19 protein-coding genes are annotated in these 22793 nt (G+C 70.5%); 13 read left to right on the forward strand and 6 right to left on the reverse strand.

The features are described from left to right. Positions 1-30 precede the first annotated feature (30 nt). The gene (locus LCHO_RS10215) at positions 31-2604 is read left to right on the forward strand and encodes a cation-translocating P-type ATPase (protein WP_012347063.1); all 2574 of its coding nucleotides are present in this window, start codon (positions 31-33) and stop codon (positions 2602-2604) included. On the opposite strand, the gene LCHO_RS10220 is transcribed toward LCHO_RS10215, so the two are convergent. Next, the gene (locus LCHO_RS10220) at positions 2567-3043 is read right to left on the reverse strand and encodes an Lrp/AsnC family transcriptional regulator (protein WP_012347064.1); all 477 of its coding nucleotides are present in this window, start codon (positions 3041-3043) and stop codon (positions 2567-2569) included. The genes LCHO_RS10215 and LCHO_RS10220 overlap by 38 nt on opposite strands. A 226-nt stretch (positions 3044-3269) precedes the next feature. On the opposite strand from LCHO_RS10220, the gene LCHO_RS10225 reads away from it, so the two are divergent. From LCHO_RS10225 to LCHO_RS10270, 10 genes are all read left to right on the forward strand, one after another. Then, complete coding sequence (locus LCHO_RS10225; RefSeq protein ID WP_012347065.1) at positions 3270-4244, forward strand: ABC transporter substrate-binding protein; 975 nt, start codon at positions 3270-3272, stop codon at positions 4242-4244. Between the two features lie 50 nt (positions 4245-4294). Beyond that, a complete protein-coding gene (locus LCHO_RS10230; RefSeq protein ID WP_012347066.1) occupies positions 4295-5236 on the forward strand; it encodes an ABC transporter permease in 942 nt (313 codons plus the stop codon). Beyond that, positions 5236-6030 (forward strand): ABC transporter ATP-binding protein, encoded by a 795-nt coding sequence (locus tag LCHO_RS10235; RefSeq protein WP_012347067.1) that lies wholly within the window; start codon positions 5236-5238, stop codon positions 6028-6030. Before LCHO_RS10230 ends, LCHO_RS10235 begins: the two co-directional genes overlap by 1 nt. A 103-nt stretch (positions 6031-6133) precedes the next feature. After that, positions 6134-7360 carry a Glu/Leu/Phe/Val dehydrogenase dimerization domain-containing protein gene (locus LCHO_RS10240; RefSeq protein ID WP_012347068.1) on the forward strand — a complete coding sequence of 409 codons (1227 nt, stop codon included), beginning with the start codon at positions 6134-6136 and terminating at the stop codon, positions 7358-7360. Between the two features lie 44 nt (positions 7361-7404). Beyond that, a complete protein-coding gene (gene hppD / locus LCHO_RS10245) occupies positions 7405-8481 on the forward strand; it encodes a 4-hydroxyphenylpyruvate dioxygenase (RefSeq protein ID WP_012347069.1) in 1077 nt (358 codons plus the stop codon). Continuing rightward, positions 8478-9029 carry a VOC family protein gene (locus LCHO_RS10250; RefSeq protein ID WP_012347070.1) on the forward strand — a complete coding sequence of 184 codons (552 nt, stop codon included), beginning with the start codon at positions 8478-8480 and terminating at the stop codon, positions 9027-9029. Before hppD ends, LCHO_RS10250 begins: the two co-directional genes overlap by 4 nt. Further along, a complete protein-coding gene (fahA, locus tag LCHO_RS10255) occupies positions 9026-10321 on the forward strand; it encodes a fumarylacetoacetase (protein ID WP_012347071.1) in 1296 nt (431 codons plus the stop codon). Before LCHO_RS10250 ends, fahA begins: the two co-directional genes overlap by 4 nt. Beyond that, positions 10321-10644: a 4a-hydroxytetrahydrobiopterin dehydratase gene (locus LCHO_RS10260; RefSeq protein WP_012347072.1), complete on the forward strand. Its 324-nt coding sequence runs from the start codon at positions 10321-10323 to the stop codon at positions 10642-10644. The genes fahA and LCHO_RS10260 overlap by 1 nt, the downstream gene beginning before the upstream one ends. Before the next feature lie 13 nt (positions 10645-10657). Further along, entirely contained in the window at positions 10658-11569 is a 912-nt protein-coding gene (gene phhA, locus LCHO_RS10265; protein ID WP_012347073.1) for a phenylalanine 4-monooxygenase, read from the forward strand. Next, positions 11566-12267, forward strand: coding sequence for an SDR family oxidoreductase (locus LCHO_RS10270; protein WP_012347074.1), 702 nt, complete (start codon positions 11566-11568; stop codon positions 12265-12267). Before phhA ends, LCHO_RS10270 begins: the two co-directional genes overlap by 4 nt. Positions 12268-12293: 26 nt before the next feature. On the opposite strand, the gene LCHO_RS10275 is transcribed toward LCHO_RS10270, so the two are convergent. The 4 genes from LCHO_RS10275 to LCHO_RS22100 all read right to left on the reverse strand — a co-directional run bounded on the left by LCHO_RS10275 (position 12294) and on the right by LCHO_RS22100 (position 18819). Further along, positions 12294-15494: an efflux RND transporter permease subunit gene (locus tag LCHO_RS10275; protein ID WP_012347075.1), complete on the reverse strand. Its 3201-nt coding sequence runs from the start codon at positions 15492-15494 to the stop codon at positions 12294-12296. Beyond that, positions 15491-17062, reverse strand: a complete 1572-nt coding sequence (locus LCHO_RS10280) for an efflux RND transporter periplasmic adaptor subunit (RefSeq protein WP_012347076.1) — start codon at positions 17060-17062, stop codon at positions 15491-15493. The genes LCHO_RS10275 and LCHO_RS10280 overlap by 4 nt, the downstream gene beginning before the upstream one ends. A 5-nt stretch (positions 17063-17067) precedes the next feature. Continuing rightward, a complete protein-coding gene (locus LCHO_RS10285) occupies positions 17068-18303 on the reverse strand; it encodes a TolC family protein (RefSeq protein ID WP_012347077.1) in 1236 nt (411 codons plus the stop codon). A 78-nt stretch (positions 18304-18381) separates the two neighbouring features. Further along, on the reverse strand, positions 18382-18819 hold the full coding sequence (locus tag LCHO_RS22100; RefSeq protein WP_150105450.1) for a hypothetical protein: 438 nt from the start codon (positions 18817-18819) through the stop codon (positions 18382-18384). 187 nt (positions 18820-19006) lie between these two features. Between LCHO_RS22100 and LCHO_RS22740 the strand changes: the two genes are divergently transcribed. Both LCHO_RS22740 and LCHO_RS10295 read left to right on the forward strand, forming a co-directional pair. After that, positions 19007-19165 (forward strand): DUF3149 domain-containing protein, encoded by a 159-nt coding sequence (locus tag LCHO_RS22740; protein ID WP_012347079.1) that lies wholly within the window; start codon positions 19007-19009, stop codon positions 19163-19165. A 127-nt stretch (positions 19166-19292) separates the two neighbouring features. After that, positions 19293-20732, forward strand: coding sequence for a DNA recombination protein RmuC (locus LCHO_RS10295; RefSeq protein WP_012347080.1), 1440 nt, complete (start codon positions 19293-19295; stop codon positions 20730-20732). Between the two features lie 12 nt (positions 20733-20744). On the opposite strand, the gene mnmC is transcribed toward LCHO_RS10295, so the two are convergent. Then, positions 20745-22712, reverse strand: coding sequence for a bifunctional tRNA (5-methylaminomethyl-2-thiouridine)(34)-methyltransferase MnmC2/FAD-dependent 5-carboxymethylaminomethyl-2-thiouridine(34) oxidoreductase MnmC1 (mnmC, locus tag LCHO_RS10300; protein WP_012347081.1), 1968 nt, complete (start codon positions 22710-22712; stop codon positions 20745-20747). Positions 22713-22793: the final 81 nt, after the last annotated feature.

A 22793-nucleotide genomic window follows, 5' to 3' on the forward strand; every position in this document is an offset into this window, starting at 1 on the left:
TCTCAGGACACCCGACGCACAATGGCCCGCATGATCCGCGTCGAGGACCAGCCTCCGGCCGACCCGCCACGCGCCGCCGTCGGCGATGGGCACGGCTTGAGCAGCACCGAAGCCCGGCAGCGCCTCGCGCTCGACGGCCCGAACGCGCTGCCGGAGTCGCAGCCGCGCAGCGCATTGCGCCTGCTGGGCGACGTGCTGCGCGAGCCGATGTTCCTGCTGCTGGTGGCCTGCGGCGCGGTCTACCTGGTGCTCGGCGACCGCAACGAGGCGCTGATGCTGCTGGGCTTCGTGTTCGTGGTGATGGGCATCAGCTTCGTGCAGCAGCGCCGCACCGAGCGCTCGCTCGACGCGCTGCGCGAGCTGTCGAGCCCGCAGGCGCTGGTGCTGCGCGACGGCGTGGCGCGCAAGATCGCCAGCCGCGAGCTGGTGCGCGGCGACATCGTGCTGCTGGCCGAAGGTGACCGCGTGCCGGCCGACATGGCGCTGCTGCAGTCGGCCAACCTGTCGGTCGACGAGTCGATGCTGACGGGCGAATCGGTGCCGGTGAGCAAGCGGGTCGGCGCGGCTGATGACGACCAGAATGCCGGCCAGGTGTTCTCCGGCACGCTGATCACACAAGGCACGGCGCGCGCCCGGGTGACGGCCACCGGCGAGCGCAGCGCGCTCGGGCGCATCGGCCGGTCGCTCGAAGCGCTGGGCGCCGAGGACACGCCGATCCAGCGCGAGACTCGCCAGATCGTGCAGCGCGTGGCCGTGCTCGGCCTGCTGCTGGCGGCCGGCCTGGCGCTGGCCTGGTGGCTCACGACCGGCGACTGGCTGCGCGGCCTGCTCGCCGGCCTGACGCTGGCGATGGCGGTGCTGCCCGAGGAACTGCCGGTGGTGCTGACGCTGTTCCTGGGTCTCGGCGCCTGGCGGCTGACGCGCGAGCAGGTGCTGGCGCGCAGCATCCCGGCGGTCGAGCTGCTGGGCGCCACCACCGTGCTGTGTGTCGACAAGACCGGCACGCTGACCGCCAACCGGATGGCGGTGCGCTCGATCCGGTCCGAGGCCGATGACTACGACAGCGTCAGTGCCCTGCCCTTGCAGGACGCGGTGCACGACGTGCTCGAGTTCGCCGTGCTCGCCAGCCACCGCCGCGCCTTCGACCCGATGGAGAGCGCCATCGGCGCCTGCGGCCAGCGGCTGCTGGCGGACACCGAACACCTGCACGGCGACTGGACGCTGGTCGACGACTACCCGCTGTCGCCCGAGATGCTGGCGATGTCGCGCGTCTGGCAATCGCCCGACCGCAGCGAACGCATGATTGCTGCCAAGGGCGCGCCCGAAGCGATCGTCGACCTCTGCCACCTCGACACCACCCGCCACGCCGCGATCGCCGAGCAGGTGGCGGCGATGGCCGGCAACGGCCTGCGGGTGCTCGGCGTGGCGCGGGCGGTGTTCGCGGCGCAGGCGCTGCCGGGCAACCAGCACGATTTCGACTTCGAGTTCCTCGGCCTGATCGCGCTCGAAGACCCGGTGCGCCCGGACGTGCCGCAGGCCATCGCCGAGTGCCGAGCCGCCGGCATCCGGGTCGTGATGATCACCGGCGACCACCCGGCCACCGCCACCTCGGTGGCGCGCCAGGCCGGCCTGGACGCCGACGGCCAGGTGATGACCGGCACCGAACTCGATGCGCTCGGCGACACCGAACTGGCCGCCAGGCTGGTCGACACGTCGATCTTCTGCCGCGTGCAGCCCGAGCAGAAGCTGCGGCTGGTGCAGGCCTTGCGCGCCCGTGGCGACGTGGTCGCGATGACCGGCGACGGCGTCAACGACGCACCCGCGCTGAAGGCCGCCCACATCGGCGTGGCGATGGGCGCGCGCGGCACCGACGTGGCGCGCCAGGCCGCGGCGCTGGTGCTGCTGAACGACGATTTCGCCTCGCTGGTCACCGCGCTGCGCTACGGCCGGCGGGTGTTCGCCAACCTGCGCAAGGCCTTCGTGTTCGTGATCGCGGTGCACCTGCCGATCATCGGCCTGTCGATCCTGCCGGTGCTGCTGGGCTGGCCGATGCTGCTGATGCCGGTGCACATCCTGTTCCTGCAACTCATCATCGACCCGGCCTGTTCGGTGGTGTTCGAGGCCGAGCCGCTGGAGCCGCAGGCCATGACCGCGCCGCCGCGCCGCCCGGACGCACGCCTGTTCGACGCCGCCGTGTTGGTCCGCGGCCTGTGGCAAGGCGCCGGCCTGCTCGTGCTGCTGGTGGCGGTGTACGCGCTGGCGCGCTCGGCGGGGCAAGCCGACGACGCGGCGCGCACGCTGCTGTTCACCGCGCTGGTGCTGTCGAATCTGGCGCTGATCCATGCCAACCGCGCGTGGGGGCCGGTGTCGTGGACGGCCAACGGCAGCGCCAACCACGCCTTCCGGTGGATCGCGCTGGCGGCCGTCGGGCTGCTCGGCCTGGTGCTCGGCGTGCCGGCGGTGCGGCGGGTGTTCGCGTTTGCGCCGCCGTCGGCCGTGTTGCTGCTGGTCGGCGTGGGTACCGCGCTGCTGAGCCTGCTGTGGTTCGAGGCGGTCAAGTGGTGGCTCAGCCGCCCGGCAGCGGCAGCGCGCTGGTGCACTTGATCTCGTCCAGGCAGACGCTGGACCGTACCGCCGTCACGCCCGGCAGGTGCATCAGCGTCTCCATCAGGAAGCGCGACAGCGCCTTCAGGTCGGTCGCGATCACCTTGATGACGTAATCGAAATCGCCGGTCACCGAGTAGCACTCCAGCACCTGCGGAAAGTCGGCGATCAGGTCGTTGAACTTCGGCATCTCGCGCAGGTGGCCGCGCTCCATCGTCAGGTGGATGAAGGCGACCACGCCCAGCCCGAGCCTGGCGCTCGACAGCCGGGTCTCGTAGCGGGCGATGTAACCCGCGTCCTCAAGCCGGCGGTGCCGGCGGTGGCATTGGGCGGGCGACAGGCCGACCTCCTGCGCCAGCTCGAGGTTTGACGCACGTCCATGTTCCTGCAGATAAGCCAGGATTTTCCGGTCGGTTCGATCCAGATCAAGCTCGGACAAGATCCTCTCCTACTTCTGCTGCTCGATGAAATTTCGTCTCGCCAACCAGGGTTCTCCCGGCTGGTTTGCGAAAGCTTATTTTTCGACCCGAACTCTAAACTTCTTTTCGCTGACTGACCCGGTACAGCCCTTCAGGAAGCCCTTCACAGAGGGGCCGACACCCTGCACTGACCGAGGTTCCGAGCCGATCCGGCCCTGCCAGCGATTCCCACAAGGAGACGATTCGATGCAACATTCTTTCTTCCGTCGTGCCACCCTCGGCGCCCTGTCGCTGGCCCTCGCCGCCGCCTTCACGCCCGCACTCGCCGCCGACAAGTCGGTCGCCGTCACGGCGATCGTCGAACACCCCGCACTCGACGCGGTGCGTGACGGCGTCAAGGACGAGCTCAGAGCCGCCGGCTTCGAGGCCGGCAAGAACCTGAAATACGCCTACCAGAGCGCACAGGGCAACAGCGGCACCGCCGCGCAGATCGCCCGCAAGTACATCGGCGACCGGCCGGACGTGATCGTCGCCATCGCCACGCCGTCGGCCCAGGCGGTGGTGGCCGCCACCCGCGACGTGCCGGTGGTGTTCAGCGCCGTCACCGACCCGGTGGCCGCCAAGCTGGTCAAGACCTGGAGCGCCTCGGGCAGCAACGTCACCGGCGTGTCCGACCTGTCGCCGCTGGACAAGCACCTGGCGCTGATCAAGCAGATCCTGCCGCAGGCCAGGCGCATCGGCGTGATCTACAGCCCGGGCGAAGCCAACTCGGTGGCGATCGTCGACGCACTGAAAAAGGCCGCGCCCGCCGCCGGCCTGACGCTGGTGGAAGCCGCCGCCGCCCGCACGGTCGACGTGGCCAGCGCCGCGCAGAGCCTGGTCGGCCGCGCCGACGTGATCTACGCGCCCACCGACAACAACGTGATGTCGGCCTTCGAGGGCATCGTCAAGGTGGCGCAGCAGGCCAAGCTGCCGGTGATCGCCGCCGACACCGACGCGGTCAAGCGCGGCGCGGTGGCCGCGCTGGGCCTGAACTACTACGACCTCGGCCGCCAGACCGGCAAGGTGGTGGCGCGCATCCTCAACGGCGAGGCCGCCGGCAGCATCGCCTCGCAGGTCAGCAGCACCTTCGAGCTGCACGTCAACCCGGCCGCAGCCACGCGCCAGGGCGTGACGCTGTCGCAGGCGTTCATCCAGTCGGCCAAGGTGGTGGTTCGCTGAAATCGCGCTCGATCCGGCCCGCCCCCACCCACTGAACAAGGACTCGCTCCATGTCCCTCATCGCCTCCCTGGGCGCGCTTGAAATCGGTCTGATCTTCGGACTGGTCGCGCTCGGCGTCTTCCTGTCGTTTCGCATCATCAACTTCCCCGACCTCACGGTCGACGGCAGCTTCCCGCTCGGCGGCGCGGTCGCCGCGGCGCTGATCGTCGCCGGCTGGAACCCGTTTGCCGCCACCGCGATGGCGGTCGTGGCCGGCGCGCTGGCCGGCTACCTGACGGCCTGGCTCAACGTGCGGCTGCGCATCATGCAGTTGCTGGCCAGCATCCTGGTGATGATCGCGCTGTACTCGATCAACCTGCGCGTGATGGGCAAGCCCAACATCGCGCTGATCAACGACCCGACCGTCTTCAGTCTGCTTGCCTTTGGCGACCTGCCCGACTACTGGCTCAAGCCGCTCGCGCTGCTGGCCATCGTGGCGATCGCCAAGATCGGCATCGACCTGTTCTTCGCGTCCGAACTGGGCCTGGCGATGCGCGCCACCGGCGGCAACCCGCGCATGGCCCGGGCGCAGGGCATCTCGACCGACCGGCTGACGTTGTGGGGCCTGGCGCTGTCGAACGCGCTGGTGGCACTGGCCGGTGCGCTGTTCGTGCAGACCCAGGGCGGCGCCGACATCTCGATGGGCATCGGCACCATCGTGATCGGCCTGGCCGCGGTGATCATCGGCGAGACGCTGCTGCCCGCCCGCACCCTGGTGCTGACCACCCTGGCCTGCATCCTGGGTGCGGTGCTCTACCGCTTCTTTATCGCCACTGCGCTCAACAGCGATTTCCTCGGCCTGCAGGCGCAGGACCTGAACCTCGTCACCGCGCTGCTGGTCGCCCTGGCGCTGCTGATCCCGTCCTACAAGCGCAAGCTCGCGGCGTTGTTTCCGGCTGCGTCCGGCTCCGCCAAGACGGCCCGCGTTTCCACCCTGAAGGAGGCCCGCTGATGCTGCGCGCCCAGAACCTCGAGATCACGTTCAACCCCGGCACCCCGATCGAGAACCGCGTGCTGCGCGGCCTCGACCTCGAGATCCCGACCGGCCAGTTCGTCACCGTCATCGGCTCCAACGGCGCCGGCAAGTCGACCTTTTTGAACGCCGTCAGCGGTGACCTGATGGTCGACCGCGGCACCATCCACATCGACGACACCGACGTTACCCGCCGCGCCGCCTGGCAGCGTTCGGACCTGGTCGCCCGGGTGTTTCAAGACCCGATGGCCGGCACCTGCGAGAGCCTGACGATCGAGGAAAACATGGCGCTGGCCTGGAAACGCGGCGCCGGCCGCGGCCTGGGTTTTTCGCTCAACCGCCACCTGCGCGAGCTGTTCCGCGACAAGCTGTCGATCCTGAAGCTGGGCCTCGAAAACCGCCTGGCCGACCGCATCGGCCTGCTGTCGGGCGGCCAGCGCCAGGCGGTGAGCCTGCTGATGGCGTCGCTGCAGCCGTCGCGCATCCTGCTGCTCGACGAGCACACCGCCGCGCTCGATCCCAAGACCGCCGCCTTCGTGCTCGAACTCACCGACCGCATCGTCGAAGGCGCGAAGCTGACCGCGATGATGGTCACGCACAGCATGCGCCAGGCGCTCGACCACGGCTCGCGCACCGTGATGCTGCACGAGGGGCGCGTGATCCTGGATGTGTCCGGCCCGCAGCGCGCCGGCATGGACGTGGCCGACCTGCTGCACCTGTTCGAGCAGACCCGCGGCGAAAAGCTCGACGACGACAAGCTGCTGCTGGCGTGATGACAGCCCCAAGACGCCTTCGGCGTCGCCCCCCGAGGGGAGCTCAGCCCTCTTGGGGCGGCCCGGCGAGGGCTGAGATTCGCAACTACTCCGAAAGAATCCGATGAAAGAACTGCTGACCCGTTTCGAGAACAAGGCGCCCGAGATCGTCTTCGAATGGCATGACGACGAGACCCCGGCGCGCGGCTGGGTGGTGATCAATTCGCTGCGCGGCGGCGCGGCCGGTGGCGGCACGCGCATGCGCCGCGGCCTGGACCGGCGCGAGGTCGAGTCGCTCGCCAAGACGATGGAGGTGAAGTTCTCGGTCTCCGGCCCGACCATCGGCGGCGCCAAGTCGGGCATCGACTTCGACCCGGCCGACCCGCGCAAGGCCGGCGTGCTGAGCCGCTGGTACAAGGCCGTGTCGCCGCTGCTGAAGACCTATTACGGCACCGGCGGCGACATGAACGTCGACGAGGCCGCCGAGGTGGTGCCGATGACCGAGAGCCACGGCGTCTGGCACCCGCAGGAAGGCGTGGTCAACGGCCACTACCAGCCCAGCGACAGCGAGCGCATCCGCAAGGTCGGCCAGCTGCGCCGGGGCGTGGCCAAGGTGGTGGAAGACGCGCGTTTCACGCCGTCGCACGAGCGCAAGTTCATCGTCTCGGACCTCATCACCGGCTGGGGCGTGGCCGAATCGGTGCGCCACCACTACCGCCTGCAGGGCGGTGAGCTGGCCGGCAAGCGCGTGATCGTGCAGGGCTGGGGCAACGTGGGCGCCACGGCGGCCTATTACCTGGCGCAGGCGGGGGCCCGCGTGGTCGGCATCATCGACCGCAACGGCGGCCTGATCGAGCCCGAAGGTTTCACTTTCGCGCAGATCCGCGCGCTGCTGCTGGGCAAGCACGGCAACCAGCTGTTTGCCGCCCACATGCTGCCGTTCGCCGAGGTCAACGCCGGCATCTGGCACACCGGCGCCGAGGTCTTCGCGCCCTGCGCCGGCTCGCGGCTGGTGACGCGCGACCAGGTCGACGCGCTGATCCGCGGCGGCCTCGAGGTGGTGGCCTGCGGCGCCAACGTGCCGTTTGCCGACGACGAGATCTTCTACGGCCCGGTCTACGAACACGCCGACCGCAGCGTGGCGGTGATCCCCGATTTCATCGCCAACTGCGGCATGGCGCGCGCATTCGCATTCCTGATGCAGGGCGATGTGGCGATCTCCGACGCGGCGATCTTCGACGACGTATCTTCGACCGTGGCCACCGCACTCGAACGCTGCCACGCCCGCAATTCCAGCGGCACCGGCATCGCCAGCACCGCGTTCGAGATCGCGCTCGACCAGCTGGTCTGAACCGCCCGATCCGATTCGTACACATTCATCAAAGGAACATGACCATGTCCGATCTGTTCGAAAACCCGATGGGCCTGATGGGCTTCGAGTTCGTCGAGTTCGCCTCGCCCACGCCGGGCGCGCTGGAGCCGGTGTTCGAGATGCTGGGCTTCACGAAGGTGGCCACGCACCGCTCGAAGAACGTGGTGCTGTACCGCCAGGGCGGCATCAACTTCATCGTCAACAACGAGCCGCGTAGCGCGGCCGCGTACTTCGCCGCCGAACACGGCCCTTCGGCCTGCGGCATGGCGTTCCGGGTGCGCGACTCGCACAAGGCCTACGCCCGCGCGCTCGAACTCGGCGCCCAGCCGGTGGAGATCCCGACCGGCCCGATGGAGCTGCGCCTGCCGGCGATCAAGGGCATCGGCGGCGCGCCGCTCTACCTGATCGACCGGTTCGAAGAAGGCAAGAGCATCTACGACATCGACTTCGATTTCCTGCCCGGCGTCGACCGCCACCCGGCGGGCCACGGCCTCAAGCTGATCGACCACCTGACGCACAACGTCTACCGCGGCCGCATGGCGTACTGGGCGGCGTTCTACGAACGGCTGTTCAACTTCAGGGAGCTGCGCTACTTCGACATCAAGGGCGAATACACCGGCCTGACGAGCAAGGCCATGAGCGCGCCCGACGGCAAGATCCGCATCCCGCTGAACGAGGAATCGTCGCGCGGCTCGGGCCAGATCGAGGAGTTCCTGATGCAGTTCAACGGCGAAGGCATCCAGCACATCGCCCTCTACACCGACGACCTGCTCGGCACCTGGGATTCGCTCAAGAAGGCCGGCCTGCCCTTCATGACCGCCCCGCCGGCCACCTACTACGAGATGCTCGAAGGCCGCCTGCCCGGCCACGGCGAGCCGGTGGGCGAACTGCAGGCGCGCGGCATCCTGCTCGACGGCAGCAGCACGCCCGGCGACCAGCGCCTGCTGCTGCAGATCTTCTCGCAGACGCTGCTCGGCCCGGTCTTCTTCGAGTTCATCCAGCGCAAGGGCGACGACGGTTTCGGCGAGGGCAACTTCAAGGCACTGTTCGAGTCCATCGAGCGCGACCAGGTGCGCCGCGGCGTGCTGGAGGCGGCATGAAGATCGATCGCATCCACCACGTCGCCTATCGCTGCCGCGACGCCGAGCAGACCGTGCGCTGGTACGGCCAGATGCTGAAGATGGACTTCGTGCTGGCGATCGCCGAGAACGAGGTGCCCTCCACCCGCGCGCCCGACCCGTACATGCACGTGTTCCTCGATGCCGGCCACGGCAACGTGCTGGCGTTTTTCGAGCTGCCCTCACAGCCGCCGATGGGGCGCGACCCGAACACGCCGGAGTGGGTGCAGCACATCGCCTTCAAGGTGGCCGACCGCGCCACGCTGCTCGAATTCAAGGCCCATCTGGAAGCCAACGGCGTCGAGGTGCTGGGCGTCACCGACCACGGTGTCTTCCACTCGATCTACTTCTTCGACCCCAACGGCCACCGCATCGAGCTGGCCTGCCCGGACCCGGACGAAGCGCCGCAACTCGCCCGGCTCGACGCGGTCAAGTGGGCGATGCTGGAGGAATGGAGCCGCACCAAACGCGCGCCGCGCCACGCCGCGTTCCTGCACGCGCACGCGCTGGCCGCAGAGGAGCCCGCATGAGCTTCGACGACACGCTGGACCCGGCGCTGCGCAGCTGGCTCGAATCGGCCAATGCGGCGGACACCGACTTCCCGATCCAGAACCTGCCGTTCGGTCGCTTCCGGCTGGCGGGTGAAACCGCGAGCGCCTGGCGCATCGGCGTGGCGATCGGCGACCAGGTGCTCGACCTCCGGCGCGCCGGCCTGATCGAGCATGGCGACATGGCCCGGCTGATGTCCGCCTCCGCCTCCGTTGCCGATCGCCGCGCGCTGCGCCGGGCGATCTCGGCGGGCTTGCGTGAAGGCAGTGCGCAGCGGGCGACGTTCAGCGAGGCGCTGCTGCCGCAGGCCGCGGTGCAGATGGGCCTGCCGTGCGAGATCGGCGACTACACCGACTTCTACACCGGCATCCACCACGCCACCACCGTCGGCAAGCTGTTCCGGCCCGAGGCCCCGCTGCTGCCCAACTACAAGTGGGTGCCGATCGGCTATCACGGCCGGGCCTCGTCGATCGTGGCGAGCGGCCAGGACTTCCACCGCCCGCTCGGCCAGGTCAAGGCCGCCGATGCCGAGGCGCCGGTGCTGCGCCCGAGCGGCCGGCTCGACTACGAGCTGGAGCTGGGCATCGTGATGGCGCGGCCCAATGCGCTGGGCGAGCCGGTGCCGATGGCTGCGGCCGAGGACCACGTGTTCGGTCTCACGCTGCTCAACGATTGGAGCGCACGCGACCTGCAGGCCTGGGAATACCAGCCGCTCGGGCCCTTCCTGTCGAAGAACTTCGCCAGCACCGTGTCGCCGTGGATCGTCACGCTGGAGGCGCTGCAGCCGTTTCGCGCGCCGCCCGAGCGCCCGGCGGGCGATCCGCTGCCGCTGCCGTATCTGGATTCGCCGTACAACCGCGAAGCCGGCGCGATCGACATCACGCTCGAAGTCTGGCTGCAGACCGCCGCGATGCGTCGTGCGGGCCTGGCCGCGCAGCGGCTCAGCACGTCCAACTACCGCGACGCCTACTGGACGCTGGCGCAGCTGGTGGCGCACCACACCGTCAACGGCTGCAACCTGCGCAGCGGCGATCTGCTGGGCACCGGCACCTTGTCCGGCCCGCAGCCTGATCAAGCCGGCTCGCTGCTCGAACTGAGCCTGGGCGGCCAGCAGCCGGTCACGCTGGCCAACGGCGAACAGCGGCGCTTTCTGGAGGACGGCGACAGCGTGATCCTGCGCGCCTACTGCGAGCGGGATGGCCACCGGCGCATCGGTTTCGGCGAATGCATCGGCACCGTGCTGCCGGCGCGCCAACTTGAAGGAGCGACGTGATGGACATGATCATCGGAACCGACAAGCTCGACGCCCGCCAGGCCGCCGAGCAGCTCACGCTGCTGCCGCACTGGCAGCACGACGCCGAGCGCGGTGCGATCAGCCGCAGCTACCGGTTTGCCGACTTCGTGCAGGCCTTCGCCTTCATGACGCAGCTGGCGCTGGTGGCCGAGCGCTGCAACCATCACCCGGAATGGTCCAACGTCTACGACCGGGTCGACATTGTTCTCACGACCCACGACCTGGGCGGCCTGTCGCAGCGCGACATCGACCTGGCGCGCTGTGCCGACGAGGCATTTGCGCGCTTCGCCGCCCCGACTTGAAGGAGACACTGCCATGCAGAGCTCACCCGCCGACCTCGTCAAACACGGCGCCGCCGCGCCCGGTGCCACGCCCCCGAGCCGCGCCGACTGGACCATCGATCAAGGCTGGGCCAGCTACAGCGCCGCCGACCACGCGACCTGGAAGACGCTGTTCGAGCGCCAGACCCAACTGCTGCCCGGCCGCGCCTGCGATGCCTTCGTGCAGGGCATGCGCGCCCTGCCGATCGCCGCCGACCGGATCCCCGACTTCGAGCGCCTGAGCGAGGTGCTGATGCGCCACACCGGCTGGCAGGTGGTGGCGGTGCCGGGGCTGGTGCCCGACGAGGTGTTCTTCGAGCACCTGGCGAATCGGCGTTTCCCGGCCGGCAACTTCATCCGCAGCCCGCAGCAGCTCGACTACCTGCAGGAGCCCGACGTCTTCCACGACGTCTTCGGCCACGTGCCGATGCTGATGAACCCGGTGATCGCCGACTACATCCAGGCCTACGGCGTCGGCGGCCTGCGGGCGCAGAAACTCGGCCGGCTGAAAGAGCTGGCGCGTGTCTACTGGTACACGGTCGAGTTCGGCCTGGTGAAGCAGGCGGACGGCCTGCGCATCTACGGCGCGGGCATCGCCTCGTCGTTCACCGAGACCCAGTTCGCGCTGGCCGACCCGTCGCCGAACCGGCTCGGTTTCGAGCTGGAGCGGGTGATGCGCACGCGCTACCGCATCGACGATTTCCAGGAAAGCTACTTCGTGCTCGATGACCTCGACGACCTGCTGGCCCTGGCGCAGATCGACTTCGCACCCGCCTACCAGCGCGCGGCACTGGCGGCGGAGCTGGAGCCGAGTGAGGTGCTGCCGAGCGATCGGGTCGTGACACGCGGCACCGGCCTTTATCACGCGGTCAAGCGCGAGGCGCAACTGCAGGAGGTGCACGCATGACCCACTCGTCCACCGTGATGATCACCGGCGCGGCCGGCAACCTGGGCCGCGCGGTGGCGCAAGCCTTTGCCGAGCGCGGCGCGCGGCTGGTGCTGGTCGACCTGCAACCACAGAGCCTGGCGCAGGCCTTCGGCGCGCCCGACGAGCGCCGGCTGCTCTGCCCCTGCAACCTGCTCGACGCCGCGCAGGTGGACGCGGCGGTGCAGCGCGCCCTCGCGCAGTTCGGCCGCATCGACGTGCTGTGCAACCTGGCCGGCGGCTTCGCGATGGGCACGCCGGTGCACGAGACGGCCGACGCGCGTTTCGACTTCCTGTTCGACCTCAACGTGCGCACGCTGCTGCACACCGCACGCGCCGTGGTGCCGGGCATGATCGCGAGCGGCGGCGGCAAGATCGTCAACGTCGGCGCCTTCGGGGCGCACAAAGGCGCCGCGCTGATGGGCGCCTACGGCGCGGCCAAGGCCAGCGTGGCGCGGCTCACCGAGGCGATGTCGGCCGAGTTGCGCGAGCAGCGCATCAACGTCAACGCCGTGCTGCCCACGATCATCGACACCCCACAAAACCGCGCCGCGATGCCCGACGCCGACCCGGCCCGCTGGGTGGCGCCGGCCGACCTGGCGCAGGTGATCGTGTTCCTGGCGTCGGACGCGGCGTGCGCCGTGCATGGCGCGACGCTGCCGGTCACCGGGCTGAGCTGAGCGCGCGGGGCGCTCGCGCCCTGCCCTCAGCTACGCCGGCGCAGCAGCGCGTAGACCGCCGGCACGATGAACAGCGACAGCAGCGGCGCCGTCACCATGCCGCCCAGCATCGGCGCGGCGATGCGGCTCATCACCTCCGAGCCGGTGCCGCTGCTCCAGACGATCGGCACCAGGCCGGCCAGGATCACCGCCACCGTCATCGCCTTGGGCCGCACGCGCAGCACCGCGCCCTCGCGGATCGCATCGTCGACCAGCGCGGCCGACGGGCTCGCACCGGCTGCCAGGCGATCCTGCAGCGCGTGCTTGAGGTACAGCAGCATCACCACGCCGAACTCGGCCGCCACGCCCGCCAGCGCGATGAAACCCACGCCGGTCGCGACCGACATCTGGTAGCCCAGCAGGTACAGGAACCACACCCCGCCGGTGAGCGCAAACGGCAGCGTCGCCATGATCAGCAGCGCCTCGTCGAAGCGGCTGAAGGTCAGGTACAGCAGCACGAAGATGATCAAGAGCGTCGCCGGCACCACCACCTTGAGGCGGGCGTTGGCGCGCTCCAGGTACTCGAACTGGCCCGAATACGCCACGCTCATGCCGGCTTCGAGCGGCACGTCACGCGTCACCGCCGTGCGCAGGTCGTTGGCCACCGCGGCCAGATCACGGCCGCGCACGTCCACATAGACCCAGCCCGACGGCCGGGCGTTTTCGCTCTTGAGCATCGGCGGGCCGTCGCTGATCGCCACCCTCGCGACCGAGCCCAGCGTGATCTGCTGGCCCATCGGCGTCAGGATCGGCAGCTGCGCCAGGCGCTGCGGCGTGTCGCGCCATTCACGCGGGTAGCGCAGGTTGACCGGGAAACGCGCCCGGCCCTCGATGGTCTCGGTGACGTTCTCGCCGCCGATCGCGCCGGCCACCAGCGCCTGCACGTCGGCGATGTTGAGGCCGTAACGCGAAGCCGCGGCGCGGTCGATCTGCACGTCGACATAACGCCCGCCGGTGAGCCGCTCGGCCAGCGCCGACGACACACCCGGCACGCCCTTGGCGACCTGCTCGATGCGGGCGGCCACCCGGTCGATCGCCGCCAGATCACCGCCCGTCACCTTGACGCCGATGGGGCTCTTGATGCCGGTGGCGAGCATGTCGATGCGGTTGCGGATCGGCGGCACCCACAGGTTCGACAGCCCCGGCACCTTGACGGCGCGATCCAGTTCCTCGACCAGCTTGTCGGGTGTCATGCCGGCGCGCCACTGCTCGCGCGGCTTGAGCTGGATGGTGGTCTCGAACATCTCGATCGGCGCCGGATCGGTGGCGCTCTCGGCGCGGCCGGCCTTGCCGAACACCCGCTCGACCTCGGGCACGGTCTTGATCATGCGGTTGGTCAGCTGCAGCAGCTCGCCGGCCTTCTGCGCCGACAGCCCCGGCAGCGCCGACGGCATGTAGAGCAGATCGCCCTCGTCGAGCTTGGGCAGGAACTCGCCACCCAGCTGCATCAACGGCCAGGCGGTCGTGGCCAGCACCAGCAGCGCGGCGGCCAGCGTCGCCTTCGGCCAGCGCAAGACCCATTCGAGCGCGGGCCGGTAGACGGCGATCAGCGCGCGGGTGATCGGGTTCTTCTGCTCGTCGGGGATGCGCCCGCGGATCCAGTAGCCCATCAGCACCGGGATCAGCGTGACCGACAGCGCGGCCGAGGCCGCCATCGCGTAGGTCTTGGTGAACGCCAGCGGGCCGAACAGCCGGCCCTCCTGCGCTTCGAGCGTGAACACCGGGATGAACGACAGCGTGATGATCAGCAGCGAGAAGAACAGCGCCGGGCCGACCTCGACCGCCGCGTCGGTCATGACCTGCCAGCGTTCCTCGCCTTCGAGAACTTGATCGGGGTGGGCGTGTTGCCAGGCTTCGAGCTTCTTGTGGGCGTTTTCGATCATCACCACCGCCGCGTCGACCATCGCGCCGATCGCGATCGCGATGCCGCCCAGCGACATGATGTTGGCGTTGATGCCCTGGTAGCGCATCACCAGGAATGCCGTCAGCACGCCCAGCGGCAACGCGATGATCGCCACCAGCGCCGAGCGCAGGTGCCACAGGAACAGCGCGCAGACCGCGGCCACGACGATGAACTCCTCGATCAGCTTGTGCGTGAGGTTCTCGATCGCCCGCTCGATCAGCGCGCTGCGGTCGTAGGTGGTGACGATCTCGACGCCCGCGGGCAGGCTCTTCTGCAGCTCGGCCAGCTTGGCCTTGACCGCCGTGATGGTCGACTGCGCGTTCTTGCCCGAACGCAGGATCACGACGCCACCGGCGACCTCGCCTTCGCCGTCGAGCTCGGCGATGCCGCGCCGCATCTCGGGGCCGATTTGCACCGTGGCGACATCGCCCAGCTTGACCGGGATGCCGCCACGCGCGGCCAGCGGGATGGTGCGGAAGTCGTCGAGCGAACGCAGGTAGCCGCTGGCGCGCACCATGTATTCGACCTCGGCCAGCTCCAGCACCGAGCCGCCGGTCTCCTGATTGCCGGCCATCAGCGCGTCGCGCACCTGGGCGTAGGTGATGCCGTAGGCGGCGAGCTTGGTCGGGTCGAGCACGACCTGGTACTGCCGCACCATGCCGCCCACGCTCGCCACCTCGGCGACGTCGGGCAGGCTCTTGAGTTCGTATTTGAGGAACCAGTCCTGCAGCGTGCGCAGCTGCGAGAGGTCCTGTTCACAACCGCGATCGCTGAGTACCGGGCGCCGGGCCGCCCCAAGCCCGGTGCTCGCCCCCTCGGGGGGCTGGCGCGCAGCGCCTGGGGGTCGACACACCAAGGCGTACTGGAAGATCCAGCCCACGCCGGTGGCATCGGGCCCGAGCGAGGTCTTGGCGCTGGCCGGCAGCCGGCCCTGCACCTGATTGAGGTATTCGAGCACCCGCGAGCGCGCCCAGTACAGATCGGTGCCATCGTCGAACAGCACGTAGACGAAGCTGTCGCCGAAGAACGAGAAGCCGCGCACCGTCTTGGCGCCCGGCACCGACAGCATCGTCGTCGCCAGCGGATAGGTCACCTGGTTCTCGACGATCTGCGGCGCCTGGCCGGGGTAGCTGGTGCGGATGATGACCTGCACGTCCGACAGGTCGGGCAGCGCGTCGATCGGCGTGCTGCGCAGGCCCCAGACGCCCCAGGCGGTCAGCAGTACGGTGGCCAGCAGCACCAGGAATCGGTTGGCGACCGACCAGCGGATCAGCCGGGCGATCATCGTTGTGCTCCCGAGGCGGCAACGGCCGGGGCGCGATGGCCGGCGTGCGGGTCGGCGTCGACGCTGCCGGATGCGGCCGTGGCCGGTGCGATCTCGGTCAGGCGGTAGTCGTCGCCGTGCTGGTCGAAGCCGAAACGTACCGCCTGGCCGGGCTTGAGCCCCTTCAGCAGCTTCGGGTCGGTGACCTTGAACGGCATCGTCATGCCCGGCCATTTCAGCGCCGGCACCGGCGCGTGTTCGAGCGTGATCGAGCCCGAGTCGGTCTCGACGACGACGCCGGTCGTGCGGTACACCGGGGCCTCTGCCACCGGCGTGACGGCGGCGCTGGCCGCAGGTGGCGCGCTGCGCGCCATCACGCCCTGCAAGCTGGCTTCCGAGTCGACCAGGAACTGCCCTGACGCCACCACCTGCTGCCCGGCGGCGAGGCCGCTGCGCACGACGATGTATTCATCGAACTGCTCGCCGATCTCGACCTCGACCGGGCGGAAGTGCCCCGGCTGCTCCGACAGGTAGACCAGCGCGCGCCGGCCGGTGCGGATCACCGCCTCGGCCGGCACCATCAGCGCCTCGCCTTGTGCGGCGCGCAGGCTGACCTGCGCGAACAGGCCGGCGCGCAGGCGCTGCTTCGGATTCGGCAGCTCGATGCGCAAGCGCAGCGTGCGTGTTTCGCGGTCTGCCTCGGGCAGCACCGCCGCGACCTTGCCGCGCACCACCTCGCCCGGCAGCGCCGGGAAACGCACCTCGACCGCCTGGCCGGTGCGGATCGTCGCCGCCTGCGCCTCGGGCAAGGCCGCCTCCAGCCAGACCGTGGCCAGGCCGTTGATGCGCGCCAGCGTCATGCCGGCCGACACCGTCATGCCCTGGCGCACCATCAGCTCGCTGATGACACCGCCGCCCGGCGCGACGAGGGTCTGCACCGCCGCCGGCTGGCCGCTGCGCTCGACCTGCTCGATCAGCGCCGCCGGCATGCCCAGCAGCACCAGCCGGGCGCGCGCCGCCTGCGTCATCGCGGCGTCGCCGGTGGCCTTGACGGCCAGGTATTCGTGCTGCGCGCCGAGCCACTCGGGGTTCAGCAGATCGACCAGCGGCGCACCCGCTGCAATCACGTCGCCGGGTGCGCGGGCGTAGACCCGTTCGACGAAACCGGCGGTGCGTGCCTGCACGATGCTGATGTCGCGCTCGTTGAGCTGCACCGTGCCGACCACCTCGATGGCGGCGCCGATCGGGCGCTTTTCGACCGTCGCCAGCCGCAGGCCGAGCGCCTGCCGGGCCTGGGTCGAGACGGCGAGTGCGGCGCCGCTGTCGGCACCGGCGTCGGCCTCGTCGGCGTAACGCGGCACCAGCTGCATGTCCATGAACGGCGACTTGCCGGGCTGGTCGAACTTCTGCGTGGGCACCATCGGGTCGTACCAATACAGCACCTTGCGCTCGGCGGTCGGTGCCGCCGTGTCGGACGCGGCGGTCTGTGCCGATGCACCGGTGCGCCACTGGCTGATGCCCCAGCCGGCCGCGCCGCCGAGGCCGAGCAGCATGAGGGCTGCGACGAGAGATTTGAGTCGGGTGTTCATGGCGGTCACTCCGCGATCAAAGTGTTGAGGCGCACCTGCAGCGCCAGGCGCTGGGCGTCGAGCTCGATCAGGCGCAGGCGGGTTTCGACCGCTTCGCGGCGCGCCATCAGCACGTCGGCCAGCATGCCGCGGCCGCCCTGGTAGCTGGCCAGCGCCAGCGCGATGCGCTCGTCGGCCAGCGGCAGGCCGCTGTCGACCAGGCGCGCACGCTGCGCGTCGAGTGCGGCCAGCTCGGCGAGCTGGGCCTCGATCTCCTCGCCGTGGCGGCGGATCGTGTCCTCGCGTTCGGCCTCGATGCGGGCGATGTCCTGCTGCTTGCCGGCCAGCATCGGGCGCTGGCGCCGATCGCGCGCCCACGGCAGGTCGAAGCTGAACTGGAACGACACCATGTCGCCGTACTGCGGGCCGCGGCGGCTGTAGGCCACCTCCCAGGCCCAGTCGCCGCGCTGCTCGGCGTCGGCCTCGCGGGCCTCGGCCTGCGCCATCGCCTGCATCGCCGCATAGGGCGCGATCTCGGCGTGGCGGTGGATCTGCGCGCGCACTTCGTCGCCCGACTGGGCCAGCGCGGGCGGGTCGCCGTCGAGCGGTTCGTCGGCCCGTGCGCCAACCCAGCGGCGCAGCGCCGAGCGGGCTTTGGCGATGTCGCGCTGCGCATCGTCGTGGCGGTCGGCCAGTGCCAGGCCTTCCTGGCGCGCCATCGTGCGCTCGGCCGGCAGGGCCTGGCCGGCGGTGATGCGCGCGCCCAGGGTGTCGATCAGCAGCTGGTTCTCGGTCGTCAGATCGCGCAGCTGCGCGGCGCGGCGTTCGGCAAAGTGCACGCCCAGCCAGGCCAGCGCGGCTTCGCGTCGCACGGTCAGTTCGGCCACGGCCAGCATCGCCCGCTCACGTTCGATGCGGGCCTGGGCGCCGGCTGCGCGGGCTTCGCGGCGGGCGCCGTTGGGCACCTCCTGCATCAGGCCGATGCGCTGCATGGTCATGAAGTCGCGCGTCAGACTCCAGCGGTCGGCGCCGCTGACGGGCAGGTTGTCGACGCCCAGCGTCAGGCGCGGATCGGGCAAGGTGGCGGCAGCCGGTTGCACCGCCTCGGCGCCGGCCAGCGCGCTGCGCTGCGCGAGCAGGGCCGGTGCCTGGTCGCGTGCCAGCCGGGTGGTTTCGTCGTAGCTCAAGCCTGCGACGGCGAGTGTCGGCAGGCCGAAGGCCAGCGCGACGGCGACGCGCAGGCGGCAAAGTGTGTGAACCATGTCCATCCTTCAAAAACAACGCGACCGGAAACAGCACGGCACAGCGCCCGGGCGGGCGCAGGCCGACAGCGTTTCGCGCTAGTTGCGAAGGACGAGCAGGGACAGGTAGAGCGGCGGCGCCCCGGGTGGCGAGGCACCCGGCGGCGTCAGGCCGGCACGGCGGTTCGGGGACAGCGGCGCCACGGCGGCGGGCCGCCAGTCGAGCACCGCCAGCAGCGCGGGCGTGGGCAGGTCGTCCGGCCAGGCCGATGGCGCCGGGTTGACCGTCTGCGTGCCTTGCTCGCAATGGGCCTTGCACAGCTGCGGCTGGTCCGGGTCCATCGCGGTCGACGCCATGTTGCCGTCGCAGCCGGGCATGTCGGCCATCGCGGCGGCGAGCCCGGGGCCTGCCGGGGTGGCGGTCGGCACGCCGGCCACGACCTGCGGGCAGGCATAGGCGGCGGTGGCGATCTGCGTGAACAGCAGCACCACGAAAAGCCAGGCGGACAGCCAGCGACGTTGACGACGATCGAACACCACGGGCGCCAGTCTACGGTGCAAGAGTCGTGCAACCTTGATGGACGTCAAGGCGCTGATCCGGCTGCACGGCGTGACAACGAATGTGTCGCTGTCTCGTGCATCGCCGATACCCTCTGATGCATGTCAATGAGGCCGGTGCCCGAAGCGTGCCCAATGTGCACGAGTTGAACCACAGGAGGCACACATGCACGCACTCAAGGATCTTTTCACCACCGACGTCGGCCTGATGAGCATCGGCGGCATCGCCTTCATGATCGGCATGGGCGTGTTCTTCGTGCGCTACTTCTTCAAGCACATGGAAGAAGACGGCGCCCGCGCAGCGGCCGCCAGCGCCAAGCATTGAACGTCGCGACCTGAGGGCCGGGCCGGGGCGCGCGCCACGGCCGAGGCGGGTTGACGCGCAGGCATGGCTCATGCCATGAGCCTGTGGCGTGCGAGGCTGCGGGGGATCTGCCTGAGACAATTCCGCCATGCCCTCGCTGTCCTCGATGTTGCTGATCGTTCTCGCCGTGCTCGGCGGGCTGAACCTGTTTGTGCTGGTTCAGCTGCTGCGCCAGACCGGCTCGGACCAGGATCCCGACAGCCAATGGCAGTGGCTGCAGACCACCTTGACGGCGCTGCAGCGCGATCAGCACAGTGGCGCCGAGCGCACCGAGCGTGAACTGCGCGGCGCCGTGCTGGCCGCCGCGCGCGACACCCGGGTCGAACTCGGTGGCGGGCTGGCCGAGTTCCAGCGGCTGCTGATGGCGCAATCGGGCGAGGTGGCGCGCACGCAGAACGAGCAGATCGACTCGTTTCGCATCCAGCTGGCCGCGATGCAGACCGGCCTCGACCAGCGCCTGGCCGGCCTGCAGGGGGGCATCGAGCAGCGGCTGGTGTCGATGCAGGGCAGCGTCGAGCAGCGCTTGAGCAATCTGCAGGGCGGTGTCGAGCAGCGCCTGGCCAGCCTGCAGGCCGACAACGAGAAGAAGCTCGACCAGATGCGCGCCACGGTCGACGAGAAGCTGCACGCCACGCTGGAGGCGCGGCTGGGCGAGAGCTTCAAGCAGGTCGCCGAGCGGCTCGAGCAGGTGCACCGCGGCCTGGGTGAGATGCAGACGCTGGCGCAGGGCGTGGGCGACCTCAAGCGCGTGCTGACCAACGTGAAGGCGCGCGGCGTGTTCGGCGAGGTGCAGCTCGCCGGCCTGCTGGAGCAGGTGCTGACGCACGAGCAGTACGCCGTCAACGTGGCCACCGTGCCGGGCAGCAACGAGCGGGTGGAGTTCGCGATCCGCCTGCCCGGCCGCGCGGTGGGCGGGGCGCCGGATGCGCCGGTCTGGCTGCCGATCGACGCCAAATTCCCGCGCGAGGACTACGAACGTTTGCTCGACGCCCACGACCGCGCCGACCGCGAGGCGGCCGAGGCAGCGGCCAAGGCGCTCGAGCAGCGCATCCGCGACGAGGCCCGCAGCATCGCCGCCAAATACCTGGCGCCGCCGCACACCACCGATTTCGCGATCCTGTTCCTGCCCACCGAGGGCCTGTACGCCGAGCTGCTGCGCCGCCCCGGTCTGACCGAGGCGCTGCAGCGCCAGCACCGCGTCACGCTGGCCGGGCCGACCACGCTGCTGGCGATGCTCAACAGCCTGCAGATGGGCTTTCGCACGCTGGCGCTGGAGCAGCGCAGCTCGGAGGTCTGGAGCGTGCTGGGCGCCGTCAAGACCGAGTTCGCCAAGTTCGGCGACGTGCTGGCCAAGACCAAGAAGAAGCTGCTCGAGGCGCACAACACCATCGACGACGCCGAGGTGCGCGCGCGCTCGATGGCGCGCAAGCTCAAGTCGGTGGAGGCGCTGCCCGAGCCCGAGGCGCGCGCGCTGTTGCCGGTCGAGTCCGGCGTGGCGCGGGATGGCGACGCGGCAACGGCCGGCTGAAGCGAGGTTGCGTCACTTCGACAGGCGCGCCGGGTCGAGCGCGTTGCGCAGGTCGGCGTCCACCGGCGCGGGTGCGCCGCTCACCCAGGCCGCCAGCAGCCGGCCGGCCAGCGCGGCGCTGGTGATGCCGCGCGAGCCCAAGCCGGTGCACAGGTAGAGGCCGGATCGATCGTCCACACAACGCGGCTGATGGCGATGGGCGTCGAGCCGCACCCGGCCGCCGCGCGCCTGCGCCAGTTGCGCCAGATCGATCGGCGGGCCGACCAGCGGCAGGCGGTCGGCGGTGACGGCGCGCCAGCCGGCCCGGCCGGGCAGCAGCGTGGTGCCGAATTCGGCTGCGGTGGCATCGAGCACACCCAGCCCGGCGGCGCGTTGCAGGTTGCGCTGCTGATCGGCCAGCCGCAAGGCCGCACCGTCGATGCCGACCGGTTCGTCCTGCGTGGTCGCGCCGACCAGCACGTCGCCGTTGTCCAGCCGCAGCGCGTAACCCTGACCGGCGACGGTCAGACGCGGCGGCCGCAGCCCCGGCGTGCCGGCGGGGATGCGCGTGACCTGGCCGCGCACCGCCGACAGGCCCGGCGGCGGGCAGTGGGCCGGCAGCAGCCGGGCGGCGTCGAGCGCGTTGGCGAGCACCAGCACCGGCGCGCTGGCGATCACGCGGCCGTGGCGATCGATCGCCTGCCAGCCGCCGTGGTGGTCGGCCGCGCCATCACGCGGGCCGCGCAAGGCGGCGACTCCGGTGCCACCGATCCAGCGCGCCGAATCGCCGGCCGATTGCAGCATCCAGCGGCTGTAGCCGGCCGGGTCGAGCCAGCCGGCGGCGCCGTAGTGCCAGGCGCCGCACGGCAGTTCGAGGCCCGCGGCAGCCCGGGCGCCGGCCACGTCGAGCCAGGCCAGCCAGGCTCGTGGCAGGCCGACCGCACTCAGCTGTGCCTCGGCCTGGGTGGTGTTGAGGCGCTCGTCCAGCCGCAGGAAACCCGCCAGCGTGCCGGCCAGCTCACCCGCGGCCAGTCCGGCCGCTGCGTTGCGCGCGGTGTGCATCGCCGCCGCCCGGAACCAGCGCGCGTGCGGGCTGTCGGGTGCGTTGAAGATGCCGTGCATCAGGCCGCCGGCGTTGCCGGAGGTTTCCTGCGCCGGCCCGGCCTGGCGGTCGATCACGGTCGATCGCCAGCCCTGCAGCGCCAGTGCCTGCGCCACCGCGCAGCCGGCCAGGCCACCACCGATCACCAGCGCCTCGCGGGCGGCGGCGTGCGGCCATCGCCAACCACGCGGCGGCTCGGGCTGAAAGCGCGGCGCGTAGCGGGCCACCGTGGCGTCCGCGCCGGTGGCACGCACCTCGAACCCCTGCCGCACCAGCCCGTCGCGCACCGCGCTGTCCGCGTGCCCGCTCGCGGCCATCGCGCCGGGCGCAGCCAGGCGGGCGATGCGCTTGAACACGTCGGCCGACCACATCGCCGGATTGCGGGCGGGTACGAAGCCGTCGAGGTAGAGGCTGTGCGCCTCGGCCTGCAGGCCCGGAAGCACGTCGTGGATGTCGCCCAGGGCCAGCATCAGCTGCACCCGGCCGCCCTCGAAATCGAGCAGGTGCAGATCCGGCGTGGCCAGCGGCCAGGCGGCGATGAGCTGCGCGGCCAGATCGGCGAGCGGACTGTCGCGGTGCACGTCGGCCAGGTCGGCGGGGGCCGGCGGGTGCTTGTCGATCGCCAGGTAGACCAGCCGCTCGCAGCGCCGCGGATCGCGCCGCCAGGCCGCCCATGTGGCGAGGAAGTTGTGGCCGAGGCCGAAGCCGGTCTCGAGGATCACGTGCCGCGCCTGCCCGGCCCAGCGTGCGGGCAGATCGGTGCCGCGCAGGAACACCTGCTCGGCCTGCGCCAGCGCGCCCGCCGAAGGGTGGTAAGGCGCACCGAAATCCTCGGAGAACGGCAGGCCCTCGGCGCTGCGGCCCAGGCGGGCGGGGGTGATCGGGTTGGAGCGTCGCACGGGGCCGGGTGGGATGGGGTTCGGCGGGCATTGTGCCGGCCGGTGCCCGGCCCATCGGGTGATCGCCGACAATCCCGCCCC

Source organism: Leptothrix cholodnii SP-6 (assembly GCF_000019785.1).
GTDB classification, from domain to species: domain Bacteria; phylum Pseudomonadota; class Gammaproteobacteria; order Burkholderiales; family Burkholderiaceae_C; genus Sphaerotilus; species Sphaerotilus cholodnii.